Genomic DNA, 19,112 nt, shown 5'->3' on the forward strand with positions numbered 1-19,112 from the left:
AGATGGGACAAAGGCCGCGGACCCCGGCACAGCACGCGAGGCGCCCCGCGACACCGCGCCCGGCACCGCACGCGACGCCCCACCCTCACCCGCACCGGCCGCCCGCGGAATGGCGCGCTCCTCCCTGCTGATGGCGGCGGGCACCGTGGTGTCCCGGGCGACGGGCCTCATACGCCAGGTGCTCCAGGCCGCCGCGCTCGGCACGGGACTGCTCGCCAGCACGTACAACACGGCGAACACCGTGCCGACCAGCCTCTACACGCTGCTCGTCGGCGGCGCGCTCAACGCGGTGCTGGTCCCGCAGCTCGTGCGGGCCAGGGCGACGCACGCCGACGGCGGCCGCGCCTACGAACAGCGGCTCGTGACGCTGGTGCTGTGCGTCCTGGCCGCGGGCACGGCGCTCGCGGTGTGGGCGGCCCCGCAGATCGTGGGCGTCTACATGCGGGACAGCCCCGCGCATCACGAGGCCTTCGAGCTCACGGTCGCCTTCGCCAGGTTTCTGCTGCCGCAGATCTTCTTCTACGGCCTGTACGGCATTTTCGGCCAAGTGCTGAACGCCCGCGAGAAGTTCGGCGCCATGATGTGGTCGCCGGTGCTCAACAACCTCGTGCTGCTGGGCATGTTCGGTGCCTATCTGGGGCTGATGGCGGCGCCGGAGCGGGTCGCCGATGTCAGCGAGGGGCAGGTGCGGCTGCTCGGGCTGGGCACCACGGCGGGCGTCGCGCTCCAGGCGCTCGCGCTGATCCCGTTCGCGCGGGCCGCGGGCTTCCGCTTCCGGCCCCGGTTCGACTGGCGGGGTACGGGGCTCGGCGGCGGGATCCACGCGGCGAAGTGGACGCTGCTGTTCGTGCTGGCCAACCAGGCGGCGATGGCCGTCGTCACGAACTTCGCCAACTCCGCCGACCAGCGACTGCCGCACAGCGGAGCGGGCTACACCGCGTACACCTACGCGCAGACGATCTGGATGCTCCCGCAGTCCATCGTCACCGTCTCCCTGGTCACCGCGCTGCTGCCGCGCATGAGCAGGGCCGTGGCCGAGGGGCGCCCCGACGGCCTGCGCGCCGACCTCTCCCGCGCGCTGCGCGCCTCGGGCGCGCTGATCGTGCCCGCGGCGTTCTGCTTCCTCGCGCTGGGCCCGTGGATCGCCGGGCTGCTGTTCGCGCACGGCGCCGCCGACCCGGAGAGCGCCAGGCCGCTGGGGTGGATGCTGCAGTGCTTCGGGCTCGGCCTGATCCCCTTCTCCGCGCAGTACGTGCTACTGCGCGGCTTCTACGCGCACGAGGACACCCGCACGCCGTTCCTCATGGCCGCCTGGACCGCCGGGATCAACATCGCCCTGGCCACCGCCTGCCACCTGCTGCTTCCCGTGCAGTGGTCGGTCACCGGCATGGCCGCCGCGTACTCCCTCTCCTACGCGGCCGGACTCGCCCTCACCGCCCGCGCCTTGCGCCGGAAGCTGGGCGGTCCCCTTGATGACGGAGCACTGCGGCGTACGTACACCAAGCTGCTGGCGGCGGGCGGGACCGCAGCGGCGCTGGGCTGGGTCGCGGCGCGCGGCTGCGAGGCGGCGACGGCCGGGAGCGCCTGGTCGGTGCCGGCGGCGCTCGCGGCGGGTGTGGCGGTGCTGGGACCGGCGTTCCTGCTCCTGGCACGGCTGTTGGGGATTCCCGAGGTAAGCGGGTGGCGCCGGCGACGCGGGTGACGTGCATCGCGGTGAACGGGGGAACGAGTGGTTAGCGTGGGCTGGTCCTGGCCGCGAGGGGCGCGAGACGCCCCGGGAGTCGACGGAGCGGTGATCGTGCACATGTCCGGCAGCGAGGAGAACCCGGTGCGGGCGCTCGCGCCGCGCGACGCGGCGGCGCCGGGCGGCGACCGGGTCTGGTACGCCTCGTTCGGCTCCAACATGCACCGCGTGCGGCTCGACGCGTATCTGCGCGGCGGAAGGCCGCCGGGCGGCGCACGAACCTACCCCGGGTGCAGGGACAAGCGGGAGCCGGCCGGCGCCGCGCCCCTGCTGCTGCCCGGCGCGCTGTACTTCGCGCACGAGTCCTCGGTGTGGACGGGCGGCATGGCCTTCTACGACCCGGACGGCGCGGGCGTCACCGCGGCGCGGGCCTACCTCGTCACGCCGCAGCAGTTCTCCGACATCGCCGAGCAGGAGGCGCACCGCGTGCCGGGCCGCGACCTGGACCTGGACGAGGTGCTGAAGACGGGGCGCTGCGAACTGGGCCCGGGCTGCTACGAGACGCTGGTGTGCCCCGGCTCCCTGGACGGTGTCCCGGTGCTGACCTTCACCGCGCCGTGGGGCCTCGACGCGGTGCGGCACACCCGGCCCTCGGCGGCGTATCTGCGCCATATCGCCGCCGGGCTGGCCGACTCGCACGGCTGGGACCCCGCGCGCATTGGCGCGTATCTGACGGCGTGCCCCGGCGCGGCGGGGCGCTGGGAGCCGGACGAGGTGGCCGCCCTGCTGCGCGGGGAGCCGACCGGCTGACGGGCCGCACACCCCCGCCGCGCACCGCGTTCCCGCGCACGAGACGAGCAGAGCCAGGAGCCCCGACCCCCATGTCCCGCTACGAGCTGCACTGCCACCTCGACGGCTCGGTGCGCCCCGGAACCCTCGCCGAACTGGCGCGGGAGGCGGGCGTCGCGCTGGAGCGGCCGGTCGCCGAGCTGGTCGTCGCGCCGCCGCGCTGCGGCAGCCTCGGCCGCTTCCTCACCTACATCGACCTGCCGCTGCGCCTGCTCCAGACCCCGGACGCCCTGACCCGCGCGGCCCGCGAACTGGTCGAGGACTGGTACGCGGACGACGTACTGCACGGCGAGGTCCGCTTCGCTCCCCAACTCCACGGCGCGCAGGGCATGTCGCAGGACGACGCCGTACGGGCGGTGGCCGCAGGACTGGCGCAGGGCGAGGCGGCGACCGGCGTCCGCACCGGGCTGCTGCTGTGCTGCCTGCGCCACCAGACGCCCGACGAGAGCGCGGCGGTGGCCGAGACGGCGGTGCGGCACAGCGGCACGGTGACCGGCCTCGACCTGGCGGGAGACGAGCAGGCGTACGCCGCGGCCCCGCACGCCGAGGCCTTCGCGCTGGCGGCCTCCGCCGGACTCCCCTGCACCGTGCACGCCGGGGAGGCGGCGGGCCCCGCGTCCATGTGGGAGGCCCTGGACGTGCTGGGCGCCCGGCGCATCGGGCACGGGGTGCGCTGCACCGGGGACGCCGCGCTGCTGGACCGGCTGCGCCGCGACGGCATCGCGCTGGAGACCTGTCCGACCAGCAACGTGCAGACGGCGGCGGTACCGAGCCTCGCGGAGCACCCGGTCACGCGGCTGCTCGGCGAGGGCGTGCCGGTCACGGTCAGCACGGATACCCGTACGACCTCGGGCACCACGCTGGAGCGGGAGTTCGGCGCGCTGCGGGAGCACGCGGGCTGGGGCGCCGAGGAAGAGGCGCGGGTCCAGGAGCACGCGGCACGCGCGGTGTTCACCGCCCCGCGCTCTTGACCCGGCCTCCGCGGAAGTGCTCCTCGATCTCTTCCAGCGAGCGGTTGCGGGTCTCCGGCACGGCCTTGGCCGCGCCGATCGCCGCCGCCACGTTCAGCACGGCGAAGAACAGGAAGGTGGCCGTGCCGCCGATGCCCGCGAGCAGGATCGGGAAGGTGAAGGTGACCAGCGCGTTCACCAGCCACAGCACCAGCACGGCGCCGCCCATGCCGAGCCCGCGGATGCGCGCGGGGAAGATCTCCGAGAGCATCACCCACGTAACCGGCGAGACGGCCATCTGCTGGAAGACCAGGAACGCCAGCATGCAGCCGAGGATCACGTAGCTGCGCACCAGCGCGCCGTGGCTGCCGGGCGCGGCGTCGAGCGAGAAGGTCAGCGCGATCGCCACCAGCGAGCCGACGATCCCCCACTGCCCCGTGAACAGCAGCGGACGCCGCCCGACGCGGCCCACCACGTACAGCGCGGCGCCCGCCGCCAGCACGGAGACCACGCCGTTGGCGATGGTGGCGGTGAGCGCGGCCTGCGAGCCGAGCCCGGTCTCCTGGAGGATGGTCGGCGCGAAGTACATGATCGTGTTGATGCCGGTGATCTGCTGGAGCACCGCGAGCCCGAGCCCGATCAGGAAGATCCGGCGCACCCACGGCACGGACAGGTCGCGCCAGCTCCCGCGCTCCCGCGCCGAGCGTTCCTCTGCCGCCACGACCTCGCTCATCTCGGCGAGTTCGCCCTCCACGTCCGAGCCAGGCGCGCGGACCCGCAGCAGCACGGCGCGCGCCTCGGCGATCCGCTTCTTCGAGGCGTACCAGCGGGGCGTCTCCGGCATGAGCAGCATGCCGAGGTAGAGCAGCACGGCCGGGAGGGTGGCGACGCCGAGCATCCACCGCCAGGTCTGCTCGCCGCCCCAGGCGGCGGCGAGCGCCGCGTTGGAGGTGTACGCGATCAACTGCCCCGTGACGATCATGAGTTGGTCGACCGCCACCAGGCGCCCGCGCGCCTCCACCGGGGCGATCTCGGCCAGGTACACGGGAACGGTCGTGGAGGCCGCGCCCACCCCGACGCCGAGCACCACGCGGGCGATCACCATCGTGGCGGTGTCGGGAGCCAGCGCCGTGCCCAGGCTGCCGAGCACGAACACCAGGGCCAGCATCAGGAGGTTGTGCCGCCGCCCGTAACGGTCCGACAGCCGCCCTCCGAAGGCCGCGCCCGCCGCGGCGCCCAGCAGCAGCGAGGCCGTGATCAGCCCCTCGGTGAGCGGGGTCAGGCCCAGTCCCCCGGCCGCCTCCCCGCGGGTCATGAACGGCAGCGCCCCGGCGATCACGCCGGTGTCGTAGCCGAAGGACAGCCCGCCCAGCGTGGCGACCGCGGCGATGGCCCGGGTGGAGCGCCGCCCCTTCGCCGGCGGCGCCTGCGGTTCAGAACCACCCGCACCCGGACTTGCTGACGTCGCCGCACCTGAGGCGGAGGCGCTCGGCATCGTGACTCCTCTCGGCGTACGCCCCGAAGGGGTCCGCTTCATCGCGGTTCCACTCTGCCGCGGTACGAGGACATGCCGGACGGCGGCAGGGAGAGACGCCGATCAGAGAACGCGTCGGCTCTGCCTAATGTCAAGACATACGCATGACTTGCTCCGCGCGGCGTGCCGCCCCGCACACCCCACCCCCGCGGACCGGACCCGCCCTACACCGCGCCCAGCGCCGCCACCCCCAGCACCACCAGACCCGCGATCTTCAGCAGCTCCAGGGCGATGTAGACGAAGTGCACCCGGGAGCGCGGGTGCTCCTCGCCGGCCAGCAGGCGGTCGCTGCGGCGGTTCAGCACCGGCCGCACCGCGAGGAGTTGCACGGCCAGCAGGACCAGCACCGCGGCTGCCGGGACCGCCACGCCCGCACTCGTCCCGCCGGCGACGACCGCCACCGCCGTGACCGCGGCGAGCAGCACCTCGACGGCGTTCAGCGCGCGGAAGACCCGGCGGCCGATGCCCACGCCGATCTCCAGCGTGACACCCGGAGCGCCGAACTTGAGCGGCGCCTCCAGGAAGGAGATCGCCGCCACCATCCCGAACCAGCTGAAGGCGGCCGCGGCGACGACGCCCGCCGCCCCCGCGCTCACAGCAGCTCCGCCGCGCGCTCGGGCCCGCGTATCCGCAGCCCAGGACGCCGGCGGTGGACGGTCAGATAGGCCAGCCCCGCGCCGTCGGCGACCAGCGCGCGGGTCGATCCGCGCGGCAGCCACACCACGGCGCCCGGGTACAGCGCGAGGGGCTCCTCGCCGGTGTGCGGCGGGGCGCCGGTGACCACCGTGCCGCGGCCGGCTGTGACCATCAGCAGCACGTCGAGGTCCGGCTCGCTGTGCAGCTCTATGCGGTCGTGCGGGGGCAGCCGCACGAGGTTCGCGTCGAGTTGGCGGCCCGGCGCGTCCAGGCTCCAGGCCGCGCCCCTGCGCGCGCCGGGGAGGTCGCCGGCGAGGGCCAGCGCGTCGCCGACCAGCCGCGGGGCGTCGGCGGGGTCGGGGTCCGCCGGAGCGGACGGTGTGCTCCGCATGTTCACTCTCCTGTGCCGCGCGCGTCCGCTTCGGGCGAGGGCACGTCCGCGTCCGGGTGCGCGCCCGGCGACTGGTCGGGACCGAAGATCTCGTAACGGATGTCGGCGGCCGGAACGCCGCCGCGCAGCAGATCGCCGCGCACCGCGCGCAGGAAGGGCGACGGGCCGCACACGTACGCGGTCAGCCCCTCGGGCAGCTCCAGCGCGCCCAGGTCCGCGCGGCCCGCCCGTGCCCCGGGCACCGCTGCGTGCGCCTCCTCGTACCAGAGATGCGCCTCGGCGCCGGGCAGTTCCCCTACGAGGCGGTCCAGTTCGGCGTGGTGCGCGTGGTGCGCGGGCGAGCGGTCGGCGTGCACCACGATCACCCGGCGGCGGCTGCCGGAGGCGGCGAGGTGGTCGAGCATGGACACCATCGGGGTGCAGCCGATGCCCGCCGAGACGAGCAGCAGCGGACCGTCGCCCGAGGAGTCGGCGCCGTCCTGGCCGCCGGTGTCGAGGGCCACTCCGCCGAAGGGCGCGGAGACGGTGAGGAGGTCGCCGGGCCGCACCCGCGCGTGCAGCCAGTGGGAGACCTCGCCCTCGGGGTCCACCGCGGCGTCGCCGCCCTCGCCGGCCGGTCCGCCGCCGGCACGCTTGACGGTGATCCGCCACTCCTCGCGGTGCGGTCCCGCGGAGAGGCTGTACTGCCTGATCTGCCGCGCCCCGTCCGGCAGTTCGGACCGTACGCTGACGAACTGGCCCGGCAGGAAGGGACCGTTGGGCCCGCCGTCTGCCCTGGTCAGGGTGAAGGAGACCACTCCCGGCGCCTCCTCGGTACGGCCCGTCACCCGCATCGCGCGCCAGATGTCGCCCTCGGCCACGCCGGCCTCCTGGTACAGCCGGGCCTCGCGGGCGATGAGGGCGTTCGCCATGAGCCAGTACACCTCGTCCCAGGCCGCCGCGACCTCGGGCGTGACCGCGTCGCCCAGCACCTCGGCCAGCGCGCCGAAGAGGTAGCGCTGCACGAGCTTGTACTGCTCGGAGGTCACGCCGAGCGCGGCGTGCCGGTGCGCGATGCGCTCCAGCAGCACGTCGGGCCGGGTGCCGGGCTCGCCGGTGAGCGCGCCGGCGAAGTGCACGACGGAGCCGGCGAGGGCGCGGCGCTGCGCGCCGTTGGCCTGGTTGCCGCGGTTGAACAGGTCCCGCAGCAGCTCGGGACGGTCGGCGAACATGCCGGCGTAGAAGCGCTCGGCCACCTCGTCGAGGGCGTTCCGCACGGCGGGCAGAGTGGCCCGGACGACCGGGGCCGACTGCGGGGAGAGCACCGCTGCCTCCAATAATTGGTATCTGATCTTCTAGTTTTAGGGTGTACGAGGGCACGGAACGGGTCACGGAGCGCGCGGAACCCGCGCCGGCGCCGCCCGGCGGCGACCGTCAGGAGCCCGTGCCGGGCCCCGTGAGCGCGAGCAGCACCGGCTCGGCCGGGGACTCCACCAGGTCGGAAACGGTCAGCGGGTCGAGGGAGTCGTAGAACGCCTGCTGCGCGGAGCGCAGCGCGCCGCGCAGGCGGCAGGCGCCGCGCAGCGGGCAGGGAGCCTCGCCCTCGCAGGCGACGACCTCCTCCTCGCCCTCCAGCTCCCGCAGCAGCCAGCCGATCGAGGCGCCGCGGCCCAGCCGCGTGAGCTCCAGGCCGCCGCCGCGCCCCCGCCGCGACTCCAGTACGCCGAGGCGCTGGAGCCTGGCCACGGCCTTCGCCATGTGGGCCTGGGGAACGTTCATCGCCCCCGCCACTTCCCGCGTGGTCAGGGACTCGCCCTCGGGGAGCACCGCGAGACGCATCACGGCGCGCAGGGCCAGATCGCTGAACTTGGTCAACCGCACGCACTGAGGCTAGCAAATACACATTCTGGATACCTATTCAGGGATGGTTCCCGGCCACCCCTGCGGCCCCGGAGCTCCGGTCCACGCCAAGTCCACCCCCTTCGTACAGGGTTGACCCGTACGTACCACCGCGGGGCGAACGCCAGCGCCCCTGCGGCCGCGTTGCTACGTTCGGCGGATGGACCCCCTCGACGACGCCACCCTGCGCGCGGCCCTGGTCCGGCCCTATGTGAACGCGGACGGCGTCTCCTTCGACATCCGCGGCGTCGAGGTGCGGCACACCGAGGACGAGGTCCAGCTCACCGTCACGGTGCGGGTCACCCCCGAGGACGGGCGGGCCGCCGGGCGCTGGACCGTGGCGCTGGACCGCTACGACATCCACGAGGACCTGGACGGGCTGCGCTCGGCGCACGCGCTCCGCGAGCTGGTGCTGCTGGTCGAGGCGCACCTGGAGGAGTGGTGGCACACCAGGGGCGAGGAGCGCCTCGCGGACGAGCGCGGCCGGCGCCTCGACTGACCGCCCGCGCCGGACCGTTCACCCCTCCTCGTACGCACGAATCCCCCGTACACACGAACCCGCCGTACACACGAAACCGCCGGCCCGGTCGCAGGGACCGGGCCGGCGGGCGGGGAAGGTACGGGGCGCCTCAGATGACGGGCAGCGTGGTGAGCGACTGCTCGCTGCTGGGCAGTTGGAACTCGCCCAGCGGCGTGCCCAGGCCGTCCTTGGTGACCTGCCAGGGGCCCGCGGGAGTGTCAGGCCCCACCTGACCGTTCTGCGGCACCGGCGGAGGGTCGGCGCTGGCCGGTGCGGCGAGCCCTCCGACGAGTGCGGTGGCCCCGATGGCGGCAGCGGCGAAACGGCGCATAACTTCTCTTTCTCCTTGTACCGGTTGCTGGGCCACCCCATGATCCACGCATCACTCCGGAAAATCCGGCATCTCACTCAAACGTGTGCACACACTCCCCGTACGGGGGTCGGCGGCCCGGCACCGGCGGGGGCCAGGAGTTCGAGGCGCGCACCCCAGGGCGCCCAGGGCGCCCAGGGCGCCCGCACGGAGCCGCGTACCCCCGCGGTCAGCCCTGCGGGGACGGCGTCTCGCGGCTCTCCGGGCGCTGGTAGGTCTCGCCCGTCATGTCCTCCAGCTCCTGCTGCTTGGTCTCCGGGATCTTGCGCAGCACGAAGAAGAAGGACAGCAGCGCGAACAGCGCGAAGGCCCCGTACAGCCAGGACAGGCCGACCTTCGAGGTCATCGGCTCGAAGGCGAAGGTGACGATGAAGTTGAAGATCCAGTTGGAGGCCGTGCCGATGGCCAGCGCCATGGCCCGCATCCGGTTCGGGAACATCTCCGCGAGCAGGATCCACATGATCGGGCCCCAGGACAGGGCGAAGAAGACCACGAAGAGGTTCGCGCCGATCAGCGCCATCGGCCCGTACGGGCTGGGCAGCGAGACGTCCTGGCCCGCGCCGTGCTGCTGCGAGAAGGCCACGGCGGTGAGCGCCAGCGAGAGGAACATGCCGATCGAGCCGATGGTCAGCAGCCTGCGGCGGCCCACACGGTCCACGAAGAGCATCGAGACCACGGTCATCACCACGTTGATCCCGGCGGTGATCACCGAGGTGGTGAAGGAGCTGGACTCGCTGAAGCCGACCGACTTCCACAGCGTCGTGGAGTAGTAGAAGATCGCGTTGATGCCCACGAGCTGCTGGAACGCGGCCAGGATGATGCCGACCCAGACCAGCGGGTGAAGCCCGAAGCGGGCGCCCCGGATGTCCTTGAAGCTGCTCTTGTGCTCCTTCTGCAGGGTCTCCCTGATCTCCTCGACCTTGGCCCTGCCGTCACGCTCGCCCGACACCCGCTCCAGGACCTCGGCGGCCTTGTTGAACTGGCCCTTGAGCACCAGGTAGCGCGGCGACTCCGGGATCATCATGGCCAGCACGCCGTAGACCAGCGCCGGGATCACGCCGACCAGGAACATCCAGCGCCAGGCCGGCATGCCCAGCCACAGGTCCTTCGCGGCGCCGCCCGCGGCACCGGCCAGGCCCTTGTTGGAGCTGAGCACCACGAGCTGGCCGATGGTGATGGCGAGCTGCTGGAGCGAGCCGAGCGCGCCGCGGCCGCTGGCCGGGGCGACCTCGGAGATGTACGCGGGCGCGATCACCGAGGCGATGCCGATGCCGAGGCCGCCGATCACGCGCCACACCAGCAGGTCGGGCACCGAGAAGGCGAAGGCCGAGCCCGCCGAGCTGACGATGAACATGCCGGCGCCCAGCAGCATCACGTTCCGCCGGCCCCAGCCGTCCGCCAGCCGGCCCGCGTACCAGGCGCCGACCGCGCAGCCGAGCAGTGCGATGGAGACGACGAACCCCGAGAGGAAGGAGTTCAGCGCGAAGTGTGAACTCAGCGCGTCCACCGCACCGTTGATCACCGAGGAGTCGAAGCCGAAGAGGAAGCCGCCGACGGCGGCCGCGATGGAGATCCCGACGGCCTTGCCGCGGTTGTGGAGCTGGGGTGGAGAGGCCGTACGGGCCATGAGCGCTGTCACCTGACCTTGTGGTGCCGTTTGCTGCCTTGCCGCCGTCGCACGGGCCGCGCGCTCCGGCGGTCACGCCATTGACACGACGGTGATCCTTCCGGCGGTCGCACGCCAATCGGCCCGCGGTCGACGGGGGAATGACAGCACGCTTTGACAACGTTGTCCACAGGTGTCTCCCAAGACACTTCCCGACCACCGGAAACAGCCGCCCCACCGGCCTCCATGCGGGGGCCGCGTGCCGGGGCTCTCACCCCGCCGCCGTGATCCCGATCAACAGGTACTCCGCCTCCGCCATGTCACTCCCGTCCTCCACCCTCCGGCGGCACAGCACCTCCAGACGGCGCCCGCACTCCGCCGCGAGGCCGCGCAGCCGCGGCAGGTCCCCCTTGCTGCTGCTGAACAGGAGCAGCGCCGACCCGCCCCCGGTCAGCCTGCGCGGCGCCTCGGCGAGGAAGCGGCGGTGCGCCGCGTAGCCGGAGTCGACGAAGGCGCGCTCGTGCAGGGACCGGTACGCGTACCCCGCGGGCGCCGGGATGAACGGGGAGTTCCAGAAGACGACGTCGAAGCGCGCGTGCGGGTCGAGCGCGTCGAACAGGTCGCTGCGCACGGCGGTCACCCGGTCCCGTACGCCGTGCCGTTCGGCGTTGTGCGCCGTGTTCCGCACGGCCTCGGGGCTGATGTCGGCTGCGACCACGCTCCGGCAGCCGGCGAGCGCGGCGAGCACCGCGACCACGCCCGTACCGCTGCCCATCTCCAGGAAGGTGCGGCCGCGCAGCGGGACGGGGCGGTTCTCCGAGGTGCCGTTCTCCGGTTCGTCGCCGCCCGGTGCGCCATCGCCCGGTGTGCCGTCGCCCGCTGTGCCGTCGTCGCGTACGCCGTCCAGGCCGAGGAAGTCCAGGGAGACGCGGGTCGAGGGGCGGTAGACGGGCTCGAAGACCCCGGCGTGCAGGTGCCACTCCCGGCCGCCGAGCGTGAAGGTGTCCGGGCGGTCGTCCCTGGTCAGGTCGGCGTTGCTGCGTTCCAGCGCGCGGCGGTATCCGTACGGCTCGGCCATCGGGCCCTCCTCCGTGGAGCGGCGGACGTGGAGCGGCGGACACCCGGAGCCTTCCCCTCGGTGAGGCGCGGGCTACGCGTCCCACGAAGCGTGCGCGACGCCCCCGTAGCTGTCCTGGAGGGCGATCATGGCGGCGAGCACGCGGGGGTCCCAGCCGTCGGTGACCGCCTCCAGTTCGCCGCTGCGGAAGTCGAGCACGCGCTCGCCCTCGGCGAAGAAGCGCGTGCGGCGCGGCATCCCCGCGCCGTCCCCTCCCCCGGCGACGAGCCCGCCGATCACGATGGCGGCCTGGACCGGGAAGAGCAGCCACCACACCACCCACCAGAAGGGCCTGCCCCGGCTGCCGGCGGCCTCGGTCCCGCCGTCCTGCCGCACGGTCCAGCGGGTGCGGACCGCGCCGCCGGTCAGCGCGCGCCGCCTCCCGATCTCCGCGAGCGGCTCCCCGTACGGGTCCCGCACCTCGTAGCGGGCCTCGCCGTCCTCGGCCGCAGGGCGGAGGGTGACGACCCGCGCCCACGGCTTCTCGCGGTGCGCGTCCTCCCAGAGCGCGAAGGAACGCACGCCGCTCTTGCGGTCCTTGAGGTACTGCTCCCTCCCGCCGGAGGGGAGCTCGCGCTCGATGTAGGCGAGGGTGGAGACCTCGCGCCGCTTCCCGCCCTCGGGGAACACCGCGGTGTCGATCCTGTGCCGCACGGTGCCGTCGTCCGGCGTCCGCTCCTTCCTGCTTCCCGCGGGAGGCGCGGGGCGGGAGTCGTGCAGCGCGACATAGGTGCTCATCTTCGGTTCCTCGCTCCGGGCTTCGGCACGGCCATGATCAACGGCCAGGCAAGGTAGCAGCGGGCGCACGGCGGCCCCAACTGCCGGTCCGCCCAGGGGAATACGCCTCCGCACGCCCCTCACGAGGGCTTCGCACGCTCGTAAACTGGGCGGGCGCGGCGCGCGTACGGGGCCGGGTGTCAGCTCGTACGGGACGGTGTCGGCCCGTACGGGGAAGGCGCGGCTCCAACGGGCGGGCGCGGCGCGCGCGTTCCGGTTCCGCGGGCATCCGGGGGGAAGCATGGCGTTGCCGATGAAGGACGTCGTGGTGCTGTTGCCGGGGATCACCGGGAGCAGGCTCACGCGCGAGGGCCGGGACGTGTGGGCGCTGTCGCCCGGGGCGCTGATGCGGGGCCTGGTGTCGGGCGGCGGCACGGTGCGGCAGCTCGCGCTGGGCGAGGACGATCCCGGCGCCGAGCACCTGTCCGACGGGGTGCGGGCACCCTCGCTGATGCCGGACCTGTCGATCCTGCCGGGCCTGCGCTGGCGGATCGACGGCTACGGCGCGGTCGATGTGGCCCTGCGCCGCCGCTTCCACCTCACCCCCGGTGAGAACTACTTCCCCTTCCCCTACGACTGGCGCCGCGACAACCGCGCGCACGCGCACCGGCTGGCCCGCGAGAGCGCCGGCTGGCTCGCGGCGTGGCGTGCCGAGTCCGGCAACGCGGACGCGCGGCTGGTCCTGATCGCGCACTCCATGGGCGGACTGGTCGCGCGCTACTTCCTGGAGTGCCTGGAGGGGTGGCGGGACACCCGCACGCTGATCACCTTCGGCACTCCGTACAGCGGCTCGCTCAACGCGCTCGGCTTCCTGGCCAACGGCCTCCGCAAGAAGCTGGGCCCGCTCACCCTGGCCGACCTCGGCGCGACCGTGGCCACCTTCACCTCGGTCTACCAACTGCTGCCCGTCTTCCAGAGCGTGGACCTGGGCGACGGGGTGCTGCGGCGGCTCGGCGACCTGGCGGCGCCGGGCGGGGCGGGCGGCGGTGCGCCGCTGCAAGAGCCCTACGGGGAGCGGGCTTCGGCCCTGCTGGAGCGGCTGGACCCGTGGCGCCTGGAGGCCGCGCTGCGCTTCCACCGGGAGATCGACGAGGCGGTGACCCGGCACCGCGCGGAGGACTACGAGGGCACGGGAGGGTACGACATCCGCCCCGTCATCGGGGAGTTCCAGCCCACGGCGCAGTCCGCCGTGGTGGAGGGCGCCGGCGTGCGGCTGCTGGAGGAGCGGAACGGCGCCGACGAGGGCGGCGACGGCACGGTGCCCCGGCTGTCCTCGGTGCCGAGGGAGCTGTTCGGCACGATGGCGAACGTCGCCTTCGCCGCGCACCGGCACAGCGCCCTGCAGAACTCCGATCCGGTGCTCACCCACGTGCACGGCCTGCTGCGCGGCACGCCGGCCGACCCCGGCATGTTCTTCGCGGGGATGACCAGGGTCGCCCTCGACGTGGACGAACTCTTCGCCGCCGGCGAGCCCGTACGGGTGCGGGCGCGCTGCGACAGTCCGGGCACGCGGCTCTCCGCGCACCTGGAGGACGCGGCCTCGCGGGTCGTGGTGGAGCGCCGCACCCTCGGTCAAGTGGGCCAGGAATGGCGGGAGTTCGAGATGGAGGCGCCGCCGCCGGGCGACTATCGGCTGGTGCTCTCGGGGCGCGCCGACGTGGACCGGGTGAGCGAGGTGTTCACGGTCGTGGACACGGATTCCTGAGGGCGGCGCCGGGCCCGGGGTCACTCCATCGGCATGATGCCGCGTTCCGCGCGGAGTTCGGCCAGCGGCCAGCGGCGGAAGAGCGAGGCGTCGCCCGTGGCAGCGGCCCTGGGCTCCAGCTCGGCGGCGTACGCGGTGGCGAGCTGTTCCGCCGCGGCGAAGTCGTGGGTGCCCAGCCGTGCGGTGTCCAGGTAGCGCCACTCCTCGGAGTCCGGCCAGGTCTCCCAGCCCAGGAAGGCGTGCCCGGGTACGAGGACGAGCGCGGGGTGCAGCGACATGGCCTCCAGCAGGCTCGCGAACAGGACCGTGCCGTCGAGGCAGTTGGCCAGCCGGTGCGCCAGGGTCTCGCGCGGGAGGCGGATGCGCTGCCGTATGCCGCCCTCCTCGGGCGAGAAGGTGAGCACGGAGTTCGCGTACCGGATGCCCGCGTCCTTCTGCAACGCGGTGTACACGGCCGCGACCTGGGCCTCCACCACGTGCCGCCCTGACTGGTAGCCGAGCAGCACGCCCTCCTCGTGCCGGGACCTGACCGTGCCGAGGAAGGCGGTGACCGGCGGCGCGTTGGGGGTGACGAAGGCGCCGAAGTACGGGGTGAAGTCGAGCAGTTCGCCGGTGGAGGGGTCGTGCACATGCCGTACGGCCGTGGTCCGCGCCAAGAGCCATACGGGGAAGGTGCGGTCCAGCTCCACCCGCCCGTCCAGGTCCTCGACGCGTACGAGGACCGTGGCGCGGGTCAGTTCGGTGACCCGGCGCAGCCGCGCGGGGTCGAAGGTAGGGAGCAGCGTGAAGGTGTGCGCGGCGTGCGGCTTGAGTTCCACGGTGTCGACGGCGGGCGCGCTGTAGCCCTCCACGCGTGCGGAGACCCGCAGCCGTCGGACGGCGCTCACGCGCGAGGGGTCGCGTCCTGTGTTGCGGACGGTGCAGCGAACGAGCGGGTGCTGTGCGGGTTCGAGCAGGTGGCAGATCGAGGTGGGCACGTGGCTGACGCCGAGCCGCACTTCGGCCTCGATCCCGGTGGACTCGGCGCCCAGCAGCCGGGAGGCGGGGGCCGCCTTGTGCGCCGCGCGGGCATGCCGCGCTGTGCGCGCGGCGGCGTGTGCGCGCTCGGCCTCGGCGAGCTCGGCCAGCACCGCGGGGTCGGGCAGCTCGCCGCCGTCGCCCAGCGCGCGTTGGCGCAGGCCCATGACGCGCTGCCAGGTGGCGTAGGCGGCGCGGGGGGTGGGGGCGGGCGGCACGGGCGGTTGTGCGGGCGGCTGTGCCGGCGGGGTCATTCGGGGCCGCCGCCCACGGCCATCTCGGGTGCCTGCGCGGCCTCGGGTGCCTGCACGGCGGCTTCGGCGGCCCGCGCGGCCGCGTCGGCGCGTGCGGCCTCCGCTGCCGCGTCGCCGTTGTCCGCCGCGCGGACGAAGCGGGTGTCGGGCCAGCCGTAGAGGCAGTAGAACAGCCAGGAGGGGTCGGGCTCCTTGCTCTCGGCGAAGTGCTCCTTGGTCCTGCGCAGCGCCTCCCCCACCGGTTCGTGCTCCACCAGCAGCCGCCCGTAGAAGTGCTGCGCGAAGCTCAGCGCGACGCGCCTGCTGATGCTCGCCATGGTGCCGATGTACGCGGAGACGCCCTGCTTGTAGAAGCTCGTGGCCAGGCTCTCGATCACGGCGGACCGCCGCTCGGCGCCCGGCACGCGGCCGCACGCGTTGCCGAAGATCAGGGGGCCTTGCGGCGGGTACTTCATGGCGCCCACCACCTCGCCGGTGACGGCGTGCGCCAGCAGCTCCGTGCCGTTCAGCGTCAGATAGGGCTTCGCGTTGGCGCGCACTCCGCTGTGGCAGGTCATGTGGATGATGTCCGCCGAGCAGGAGGCCCGGAAGTCCTCGACGGTGGGCCACTTGAGCTCCGGGGGACCGGCGCGCGCGCCGACCGGCCAGCGGTCGATCCGTACGCCGCAGAGCCCGTCGAACAGGCCGTACCACCCCTTGTACTCGGCGCCCTGCTCCAGCGGCTCCTCGAAGATCCGCCCGCCGAGGAAGCTGGCCACCCTGCGCACCGGGTGCTCGGGCTCCAGCTCCTCCGGGCCGCCCCTGTCGACGATGGGCAGCCGCGCGATCCGGCACCGCACGCCCAGCCAGCCGCCCTCGGGATACAGCAGCTCCCAGGGGATCCAGTCGAGTTGGCGGTGGGTGTGCACCAGGAGGCGCGGGGTGCCGCCGCCTTCGAGCGCCTCGCGGATGTGGATCTGGAGGCGGAGCGGGATCAGATGGTTCCACAGCTCGCTGAAGTGGCCCTGGAGGTTGGACAGCGCGCCCTCGGGGCGGTCCGCCTCGATCTCGTCCATCACGTCGCCGAGCAGGTGGTCGGTGCCCTCCCGGAGTTCGGCCATGGTGATGTGCCCGGTCCACGGGATGCTGCGCCACACGCCGTTGCGCAGCAGCAGGAACAGCGGCCCCGAGTCCTCGTCGTCGGCCCGCTGGGGCATCACCATCAACGAGATCTCGCTCATGTCTCCCCCTGGGGTGATGCCTGCGGCGCCGGTCGCTGCGGCGTCTCCCGCGGTGCTGGCTGCGGCACCTCCCACCCCTGTTGTCGCGGCGCCTCCCGCGGTGCGTACGCGCGCACGGCGATGTCGAGGTTCTGGAGCGCGCGGCGGTCCACGACGTTCCTCATCGGCGCGGCCACCCACTGGACGGTCTTCGCCGCTCTGACCGCGACGCCCAGGTCGGGGGCCGCGGAGTGCGCCTGCTCCGACACCCTCTTGGCCTGCTCCTGCACCCAGTCCTGGAGCTTGACGGCGAGTCCGCCCTCGGGGCGCGCGGCGCCCACCGCGTTCACCGCGTCGCCCACCGCCTTCACCGCGTCGCTGACAGCGGAGTCGAGTACGGCAGGGCCCATCCGCTCCACCAGCCTGTGCTGGTAGTCCAGTTCCTCTTCGAGGGCGCTGTCGGTGACCCCGGGCACCCGCGCCTCGCGCAGCCATTGGGTCACGGCCTGGGACTTGAGCAGCCGGCCGCGGAAGTACTCGCGGCGCACCACCTCGGGTTCCGCCCGTCCCGGAGGGGCGCTCGCCCCCGTACCCGTACGGGCCGCGGGCGCGGTGACGGCGGCGACGGCGGGCAGCCGGATCAGATGGGTCGCGAGCAGCCCGAAGAACACCTCCGGGTCGCCGTCCTCGCCCTCCAGATACCGCACCTCGCCGCCCTCGCGCAGCGGGGCCGTCGCGGCGCGGTCGGGTTCCGGCGCGACCCACCAGACGCGGCGCCCGCGCAGGAGCAGCATCCAGAGGTCGATGCCGCGCGGCGGATCGTGCACCTCGTGTCCGACGACGGCCACTTCGACGCCGGGAGGCGGCGCCTCGTCCGGCACCGGCCCCGCCTCACTCGGCAGCGGCCCGTGGAAGACGTCACCGCACAGCTTCACGATCCGCGCCCGGGGCGCGGCGGGAGTGGGCGAGGTCCCGCCGGGGGCGGGCGGCGTGCCGGTGAGCTCGGGCGGGGCCCCCGGAGCGGTGACGGCGTAGTCCCTCCCCTGCCGCAACCCCACCTCGTCCAGGGCCTGTTCGAGGAGGGTGTCCACGGCCGCGGTGTACACCGTGCGGACGTGGCCCGCCGCCACCAGATCGGCGAGATCGCGCAGGAACAGCGGCACGGGTACGTGGTACAGCGCCCGCATCGTCGCGAACCGCTGGACCGGGGCCATCGCCCGCAGCCAGTCCAGGAAGGCCCCGGCCACCTCCTCCTCGGCGGCTTCGGGCCAGCCGGGACAGCGTCCGTGCACCTCCTCGGCGCCGTCCCCACCGCTCTCCGCGAGGCGCCGGAAGACGACGCGGCCCACCTCGCCGACGGTGGCCGGAACCCCGGCCGACCTCACGCAGCCTTCGCCGAGGACGACGGGCACGTTCCCTTCTCCGCTCGCCATGAGTTCGGCCAGCAACCCCACATGCGCGCTGGGAAACATGGCGCTCACCCCCTGTACGCCTCAGCATGGTCCGCGGCCCACCCCCCAACAAGCGCCACCGCGGGCACCCGCCTCGAATCACCCCCGTCCTCCCTCCCGAGGGGGAGCACGGGTAGACGGGGAGGCGGGGCGGGCTGCGCTGCCGCAGGGGTGGAACCGCCCTGTGCAGCCGGGTGGTTGAGCGGTTGAGCGGCCGGGCACCGTCGCCCAGCCGCTCAACTCTCCGCTCAACTCTCCGCTCAGCTCCTCCGGTTAAGCTCTCCCGCTCAGGCCGCCGACGACCAGTCGGGCCGCCCCGTCGTCCAGCTCAGGTGCCCCGCCGTGTGCACGCGGGGCAGTACGGGGTGGACCAGGACGTCCAGCGGGGTCTTCTCGCCCGCGGGGAGCAGCCGGCCGATGGGCTTCCAGCCCCAGGCCGCGCAGGCCGCCTGCGCCGCCGCGTTGTCCGGGGCCACCAGCGCCGTGGCCAGCAGCGCCCCGCTGCGCGCGAGCAGCGACTCCACGATGCGGGTGGCGATGCGGCCGCGCCGGTTCTGCGGCAGCACCACGAGCTCGCCGAGCGCGAACACCCGGCCGCACGCGGTGAGTTGCCCCAGCAGTGGCGGCAGCTCCCCGGCGTAACCGTTCCACCAGGTGCCGTCCCGGCGCAGCCGGAATCCGTAGCCGTAGCCCAGCGCGGAAATGCCGTCGGCGACGACGAGGTCGAATCCGGGCTGCTGGAGGTCCCGGTAGAGCCGTGCGAGAAATGCGCCCCGGTTCTCGAAGTGGGTGCCCCCGGGCGCGGGGCAGGCGGCGACATACATGTCCGCCATCAATTCCCGGTGCGCTTCCGCCTGCCACCGGGTCATCCTGCGCACATAGAACTCACGCGGGACTCCGGTCACGGCAGGGACCTCGACCAGTGCGCGCAGCGCCATTTCCCACGCCGCGGTGGTGGCGACCCCGCCGTCGGCGGAATCTCCGTCCGGGAACGGACGGGCGATGGTGTTCATACGGTGACTCCCCCCGGTGGAATTTCCTCCGGTCCTGCGGTGCCTCCGGCACGCCGTCGGGCCGGTGCGTGGAGGGGAGGGACCACGGGCGGCCGGGACGGTGAGCGGGCGGAGCGGCCGGTGGTGAGGCGGCGGCCGTCACGCCGTGACCAGGGCGTCGG

At 73.7% G+C, this 19,112-nt stretch carries 18 protein-coding genes; 5 read left to right on the forward strand and 13 right to left on the reverse strand.

Translation table 11 applies throughout. The features are described 5' to 3' along the window. Window positions 1-130: 130 nt before the first annotated feature. The 3 genes from murJ (at window position 131) to add (ending at window position 3,504) form a co-directional block, all read left to right on the forward strand. Window positions 131-1,702 (forward strand): murein biosynthesis integral membrane protein MurJ, encoded by a 1,572-nt coding sequence (gene murJ, locus ABEE00_RS26690; protein ID WP_451918674.1) that lies wholly within the window; start codon window positions 131-133, stop codon window positions 1,700-1,702. Window positions 1,703-1,903: 201 nt separating this feature from the next. Continuing rightward, a complete protein-coding gene (locus ABEE00_RS26695; protein WP_345748374.1) occupies window positions 1,904-2,494 on the forward strand; it encodes a histone deacetylase in 591 nt (196 codons plus the stop codon). A gap of 71 nt (window positions 2,495-2,565) precedes the next feature. Next, on the forward strand, window positions 2,566-3,504 hold the full coding sequence (gene add, locus ABEE00_RS26700) for an adenosine deaminase (RefSeq protein ID WP_345748226.1): 939 nt from the start codon (window positions 2,566-2,568) through the stop codon (window positions 3,502-3,504). Here the strand turns inward: add and ABEE00_RS26705 are convergent. From ABEE00_RS26705 to ABEE00_RS26725, 5 genes are all read right to left on the reverse strand, one after another. Continuing rightward, complete coding sequence (locus ABEE00_RS26705) at window positions 3,485-4,978, reverse strand: sugar porter family MFS transporter (RefSeq protein ID WP_345748227.1); 1,494 nt, start codon at window positions 4,976-4,978, stop codon at window positions 3,485-3,487. The two genes, add and ABEE00_RS26705, sit on opposite strands and share 20 nt — an antisense overlap. 203 nt (window positions 4,979-5,181) lie before the next feature. After that, entirely contained in the window at window positions 5,182-5,559 is a 378-nt protein-coding gene (locus ABEE00_RS26710) for a hypothetical protein (RefSeq protein ID WP_451918675.1), read from the reverse strand. A 50-nt stretch (window positions 5,560-5,609) separates the two neighbouring features. Beyond that, complete coding sequence (locus tag ABEE00_RS26715) at window positions 5,610-6,044, reverse strand: cupin domain-containing protein (RefSeq protein WP_345748229.1); 435 nt, start codon at window positions 6,042-6,044, stop codon at window positions 5,610-5,612. A 2-nt stretch (window positions 6,045-6,046) separates the two neighbouring features. Continuing rightward, window positions 6,047-7,348: a globin domain-containing protein gene (locus tag ABEE00_RS26720; protein ID WP_345748230.1), complete on the reverse strand. Its 1,302-nt coding sequence runs from the start codon at window positions 7,346-7,348 to the stop codon at window positions 6,047-6,049. Between the two features lie 109 nt (window positions 7,349-7,457). Further along, on the reverse strand, window positions 7,458-7,904 hold the full coding sequence (locus tag ABEE00_RS26725) for an RrF2 family transcriptional regulator (RefSeq protein ID WP_345748231.1): 447 nt from the start codon (window positions 7,902-7,904) through the stop codon (window positions 7,458-7,460). Window positions 7,905-8,082: 178 nt separating this feature from the next. Between ABEE00_RS26725 and ABEE00_RS26730 the strand changes: the two genes are divergently transcribed. Continuing rightward, on the forward strand, window positions 8,083-8,421 hold the full coding sequence (locus ABEE00_RS26730; protein WP_345748232.1) for a hypothetical protein: 339 nt from the start codon (window positions 8,083-8,085) through the stop codon (window positions 8,419-8,421). A gap of 130 nt (window positions 8,422-8,551) precedes the next feature. Here the strand turns inward: ABEE00_RS26730 and ABEE00_RS26735 are convergent, their stop codons facing one another. The 4 genes from ABEE00_RS26735 to ABEE00_RS26750 form a co-directional block, all read right to left on the reverse strand. After that, window positions 8,552-8,773 (reverse strand): hypothetical protein, encoded by a 222-nt coding sequence (locus ABEE00_RS26735; protein ID WP_345748233.1) that lies wholly within the window; start codon window positions 8,771-8,773, stop codon window positions 8,552-8,554. Between the two features lie 208 nt (window positions 8,774-8,981). Further along, on the reverse strand, window positions 8,982-10,439 hold the full coding sequence (locus ABEE00_RS26740; RefSeq protein WP_345748234.1) for a sugar porter family MFS transporter: 1,458 nt from the start codon (window positions 10,437-10,439) through the stop codon (window positions 8,982-8,984). Window positions 10,440-10,689: 250 nt separating this feature from the next. Beyond that, window positions 10,690-11,496 carry a methyltransferase gene (locus ABEE00_RS26745; protein ID WP_345748235.1) on the reverse strand — a complete coding sequence of 269 codons (807 nt, stop codon included), beginning with the start codon at window positions 11,494-11,496 and terminating at the stop codon, window positions 10,690-10,692. Between the two features lie 72 nt (window positions 11,497-11,568). Continuing rightward, the gene (locus ABEE00_RS26750; protein WP_345748236.1) at window positions 11,569-12,273 is read right to left on the reverse strand and encodes a hypothetical protein; all 705 of its coding nucleotides are present in this window, start codon (window positions 12,271-12,273) and stop codon (window positions 11,569-11,571) included. 280 nt (window positions 12,274-12,553) lie between these two features. Here ABEE00_RS26750 and ABEE00_RS26755 point away from each other — a divergent pair, with 280 nt between their 5' ends. Next, the gene (locus tag ABEE00_RS26755; RefSeq protein WP_345748237.1) at window positions 12,554-14,017 is read left to right on the forward strand and encodes an esterase/lipase family protein; all 1,464 of its coding nucleotides are present in this window, start codon (window positions 12,554-12,556) and stop codon (window positions 14,015-14,017) included. A 20-nt stretch (window positions 14,018-14,037) separates the two neighbouring features. On the opposite strand, the gene ABEE00_RS26760 is transcribed toward ABEE00_RS26755, so the two are convergent. The 4 genes from ABEE00_RS26760 to ABEE00_RS26775 all read right to left on the reverse strand — a co-directional run bounded on the left by ABEE00_RS26760 (window position 14,038) and on the right by ABEE00_RS26775 (window position 18,951). Next, complete coding sequence (locus ABEE00_RS26760; protein WP_345748238.1) at window positions 14,038-15,288, reverse strand: hypothetical protein; 1,251 nt, start codon at window positions 15,286-15,288, stop codon at window positions 14,038-14,040. Continuing rightward, a complete protein-coding gene (locus ABEE00_RS26765) occupies window positions 15,285-16,508 on the reverse strand; it encodes a CHAT domain-containing protein (protein WP_345748239.1) in 1,224 nt (407 codons plus the stop codon). Before ABEE00_RS26765 ends, ABEE00_RS26760 begins: the two co-directional genes overlap by 4 nt. After that, complete coding sequence (locus ABEE00_RS26770; RefSeq protein ID WP_345748240.1) at window positions 16,505-17,968, reverse strand: hypothetical protein; 1,464 nt, start codon at window positions 17,966-17,968, stop codon at window positions 16,505-16,507. Before ABEE00_RS26770 ends, ABEE00_RS26765 begins: the two co-directional genes overlap by 4 nt. A 257-nt stretch (window positions 17,969-18,225) precedes the next feature. Beyond that, a complete protein-coding gene (locus ABEE00_RS26775) occupies window positions 18,226-18,951 on the reverse strand; it encodes a hypothetical protein (RefSeq protein WP_345748241.1) in 726 nt (241 codons plus the stop codon). Window positions 18,952-19,112: the final 161 nt, after the last annotated feature.

Origin of the sequence: Streptomyces odontomachicola (assembly GCF_039605595.1) — a bacterium.
Classification (GTDB): Bacteria; Actinomycetota; Actinomycetes; order Streptomycetales; family Streptomycetaceae; genus Streptomyces.

Bases quoted from the DNA above. Each gene is read 5' to 3' on its own strand.
- murJ (WP_451918674.1), top strand. From the start codon at position 131: ATGGCGGCGGGCACCGTGGTGTCCCGGGCGACGGGCCTCATACGCCAG.
- ABEE00_RS26695 (WP_345748374.1), top strand. From the start codon at position 1,904: ATGCACCGCGTGCGGCTCGACGCGTATCTGCGCGGCGGAAGGCCGCCG.
- add (WP_345748226.1), top strand. From the start codon at position 2,566: ATGTCCCGCTACGAGCTGCACTGCCACCTCGACGGCTCGGTGCGCCCC.
- ABEE00_RS26705 (WP_345748227.1), bottom strand. From the start codon at position 4,978: ATGCCGAGCGCCTCCGCCTCAGGTGCGGCGACGTCAGCAAGTCCGGGT.
- ABEE00_RS26710 (WP_451918675.1), bottom strand. From the start codon at position 5,559: ATGGTGGCGGCGATCTCCTTCCTGGAGGCGCCGCTCAAGTTCGGCGCT.
- ABEE00_RS26715 (WP_345748229.1), bottom strand. From the start codon at position 6,044: ATGCGGAGCACACCGTCCGCTCCGGCGGACCCCGACCCCGCCGACGCC.
- ABEE00_RS26730 (WP_345748232.1), top strand. From the start codon at position 8,083: ATGGACCCCCTCGACGACGCCACCCTGCGCGCGGCCCTGGTCCGGCCC.
- ABEE00_RS26735 (WP_345748233.1), bottom strand. From the start codon at position 8,773: ATGCGCCGTTTCGCCGCTGCCGCCATCGGGGCCACCGCACTCGTCGGA.
- ABEE00_RS26740 (WP_345748234.1), bottom strand. From the start codon at position 10,439: ATGGCCCGTACGGCCTCTCCACCCCAGCTCCACAACCGCGGCAAGGCC.
- ABEE00_RS26745 (WP_345748235.1), bottom strand. From the start codon at position 11,496: ATGGCCGAGCCGTACGGATACCGCCGCGCGCTGGAACGCAGCAACGCC.
- ABEE00_RS26750 (WP_345748236.1), bottom strand. From the start codon at position 12,273: ATGAGCACCTATGTCGCGCTGCACGACTCCCGCCCCGCGCCTCCCGCG.
- ABEE00_RS26755 (WP_345748237.1), top strand. From the start codon at position 12,554: ATGGCGTTGCCGATGAAGGACGTCGTGGTGCTGTTGCCGGGGATCACC.
- ABEE00_RS26760 (WP_345748238.1), bottom strand. From the start codon at position 15,288: ATGACCCCGCCGGCACAGCCGCCCGCACAACCGCCCGTGCCGCCCGCC.
- ABEE00_RS26765 (WP_345748239.1), bottom strand. From the start codon at position 16,508: ATGAGCGAGATCTCGTTGATGGTGATGCCCCAGCGGGCCGACGACGAG.
- ABEE00_RS26775 (WP_345748241.1), bottom strand. From the start codon at position 18,951: ATGAACACCATCGCCCGTCCGTTCCCGGACGGAGATTCCGCCGACGGC.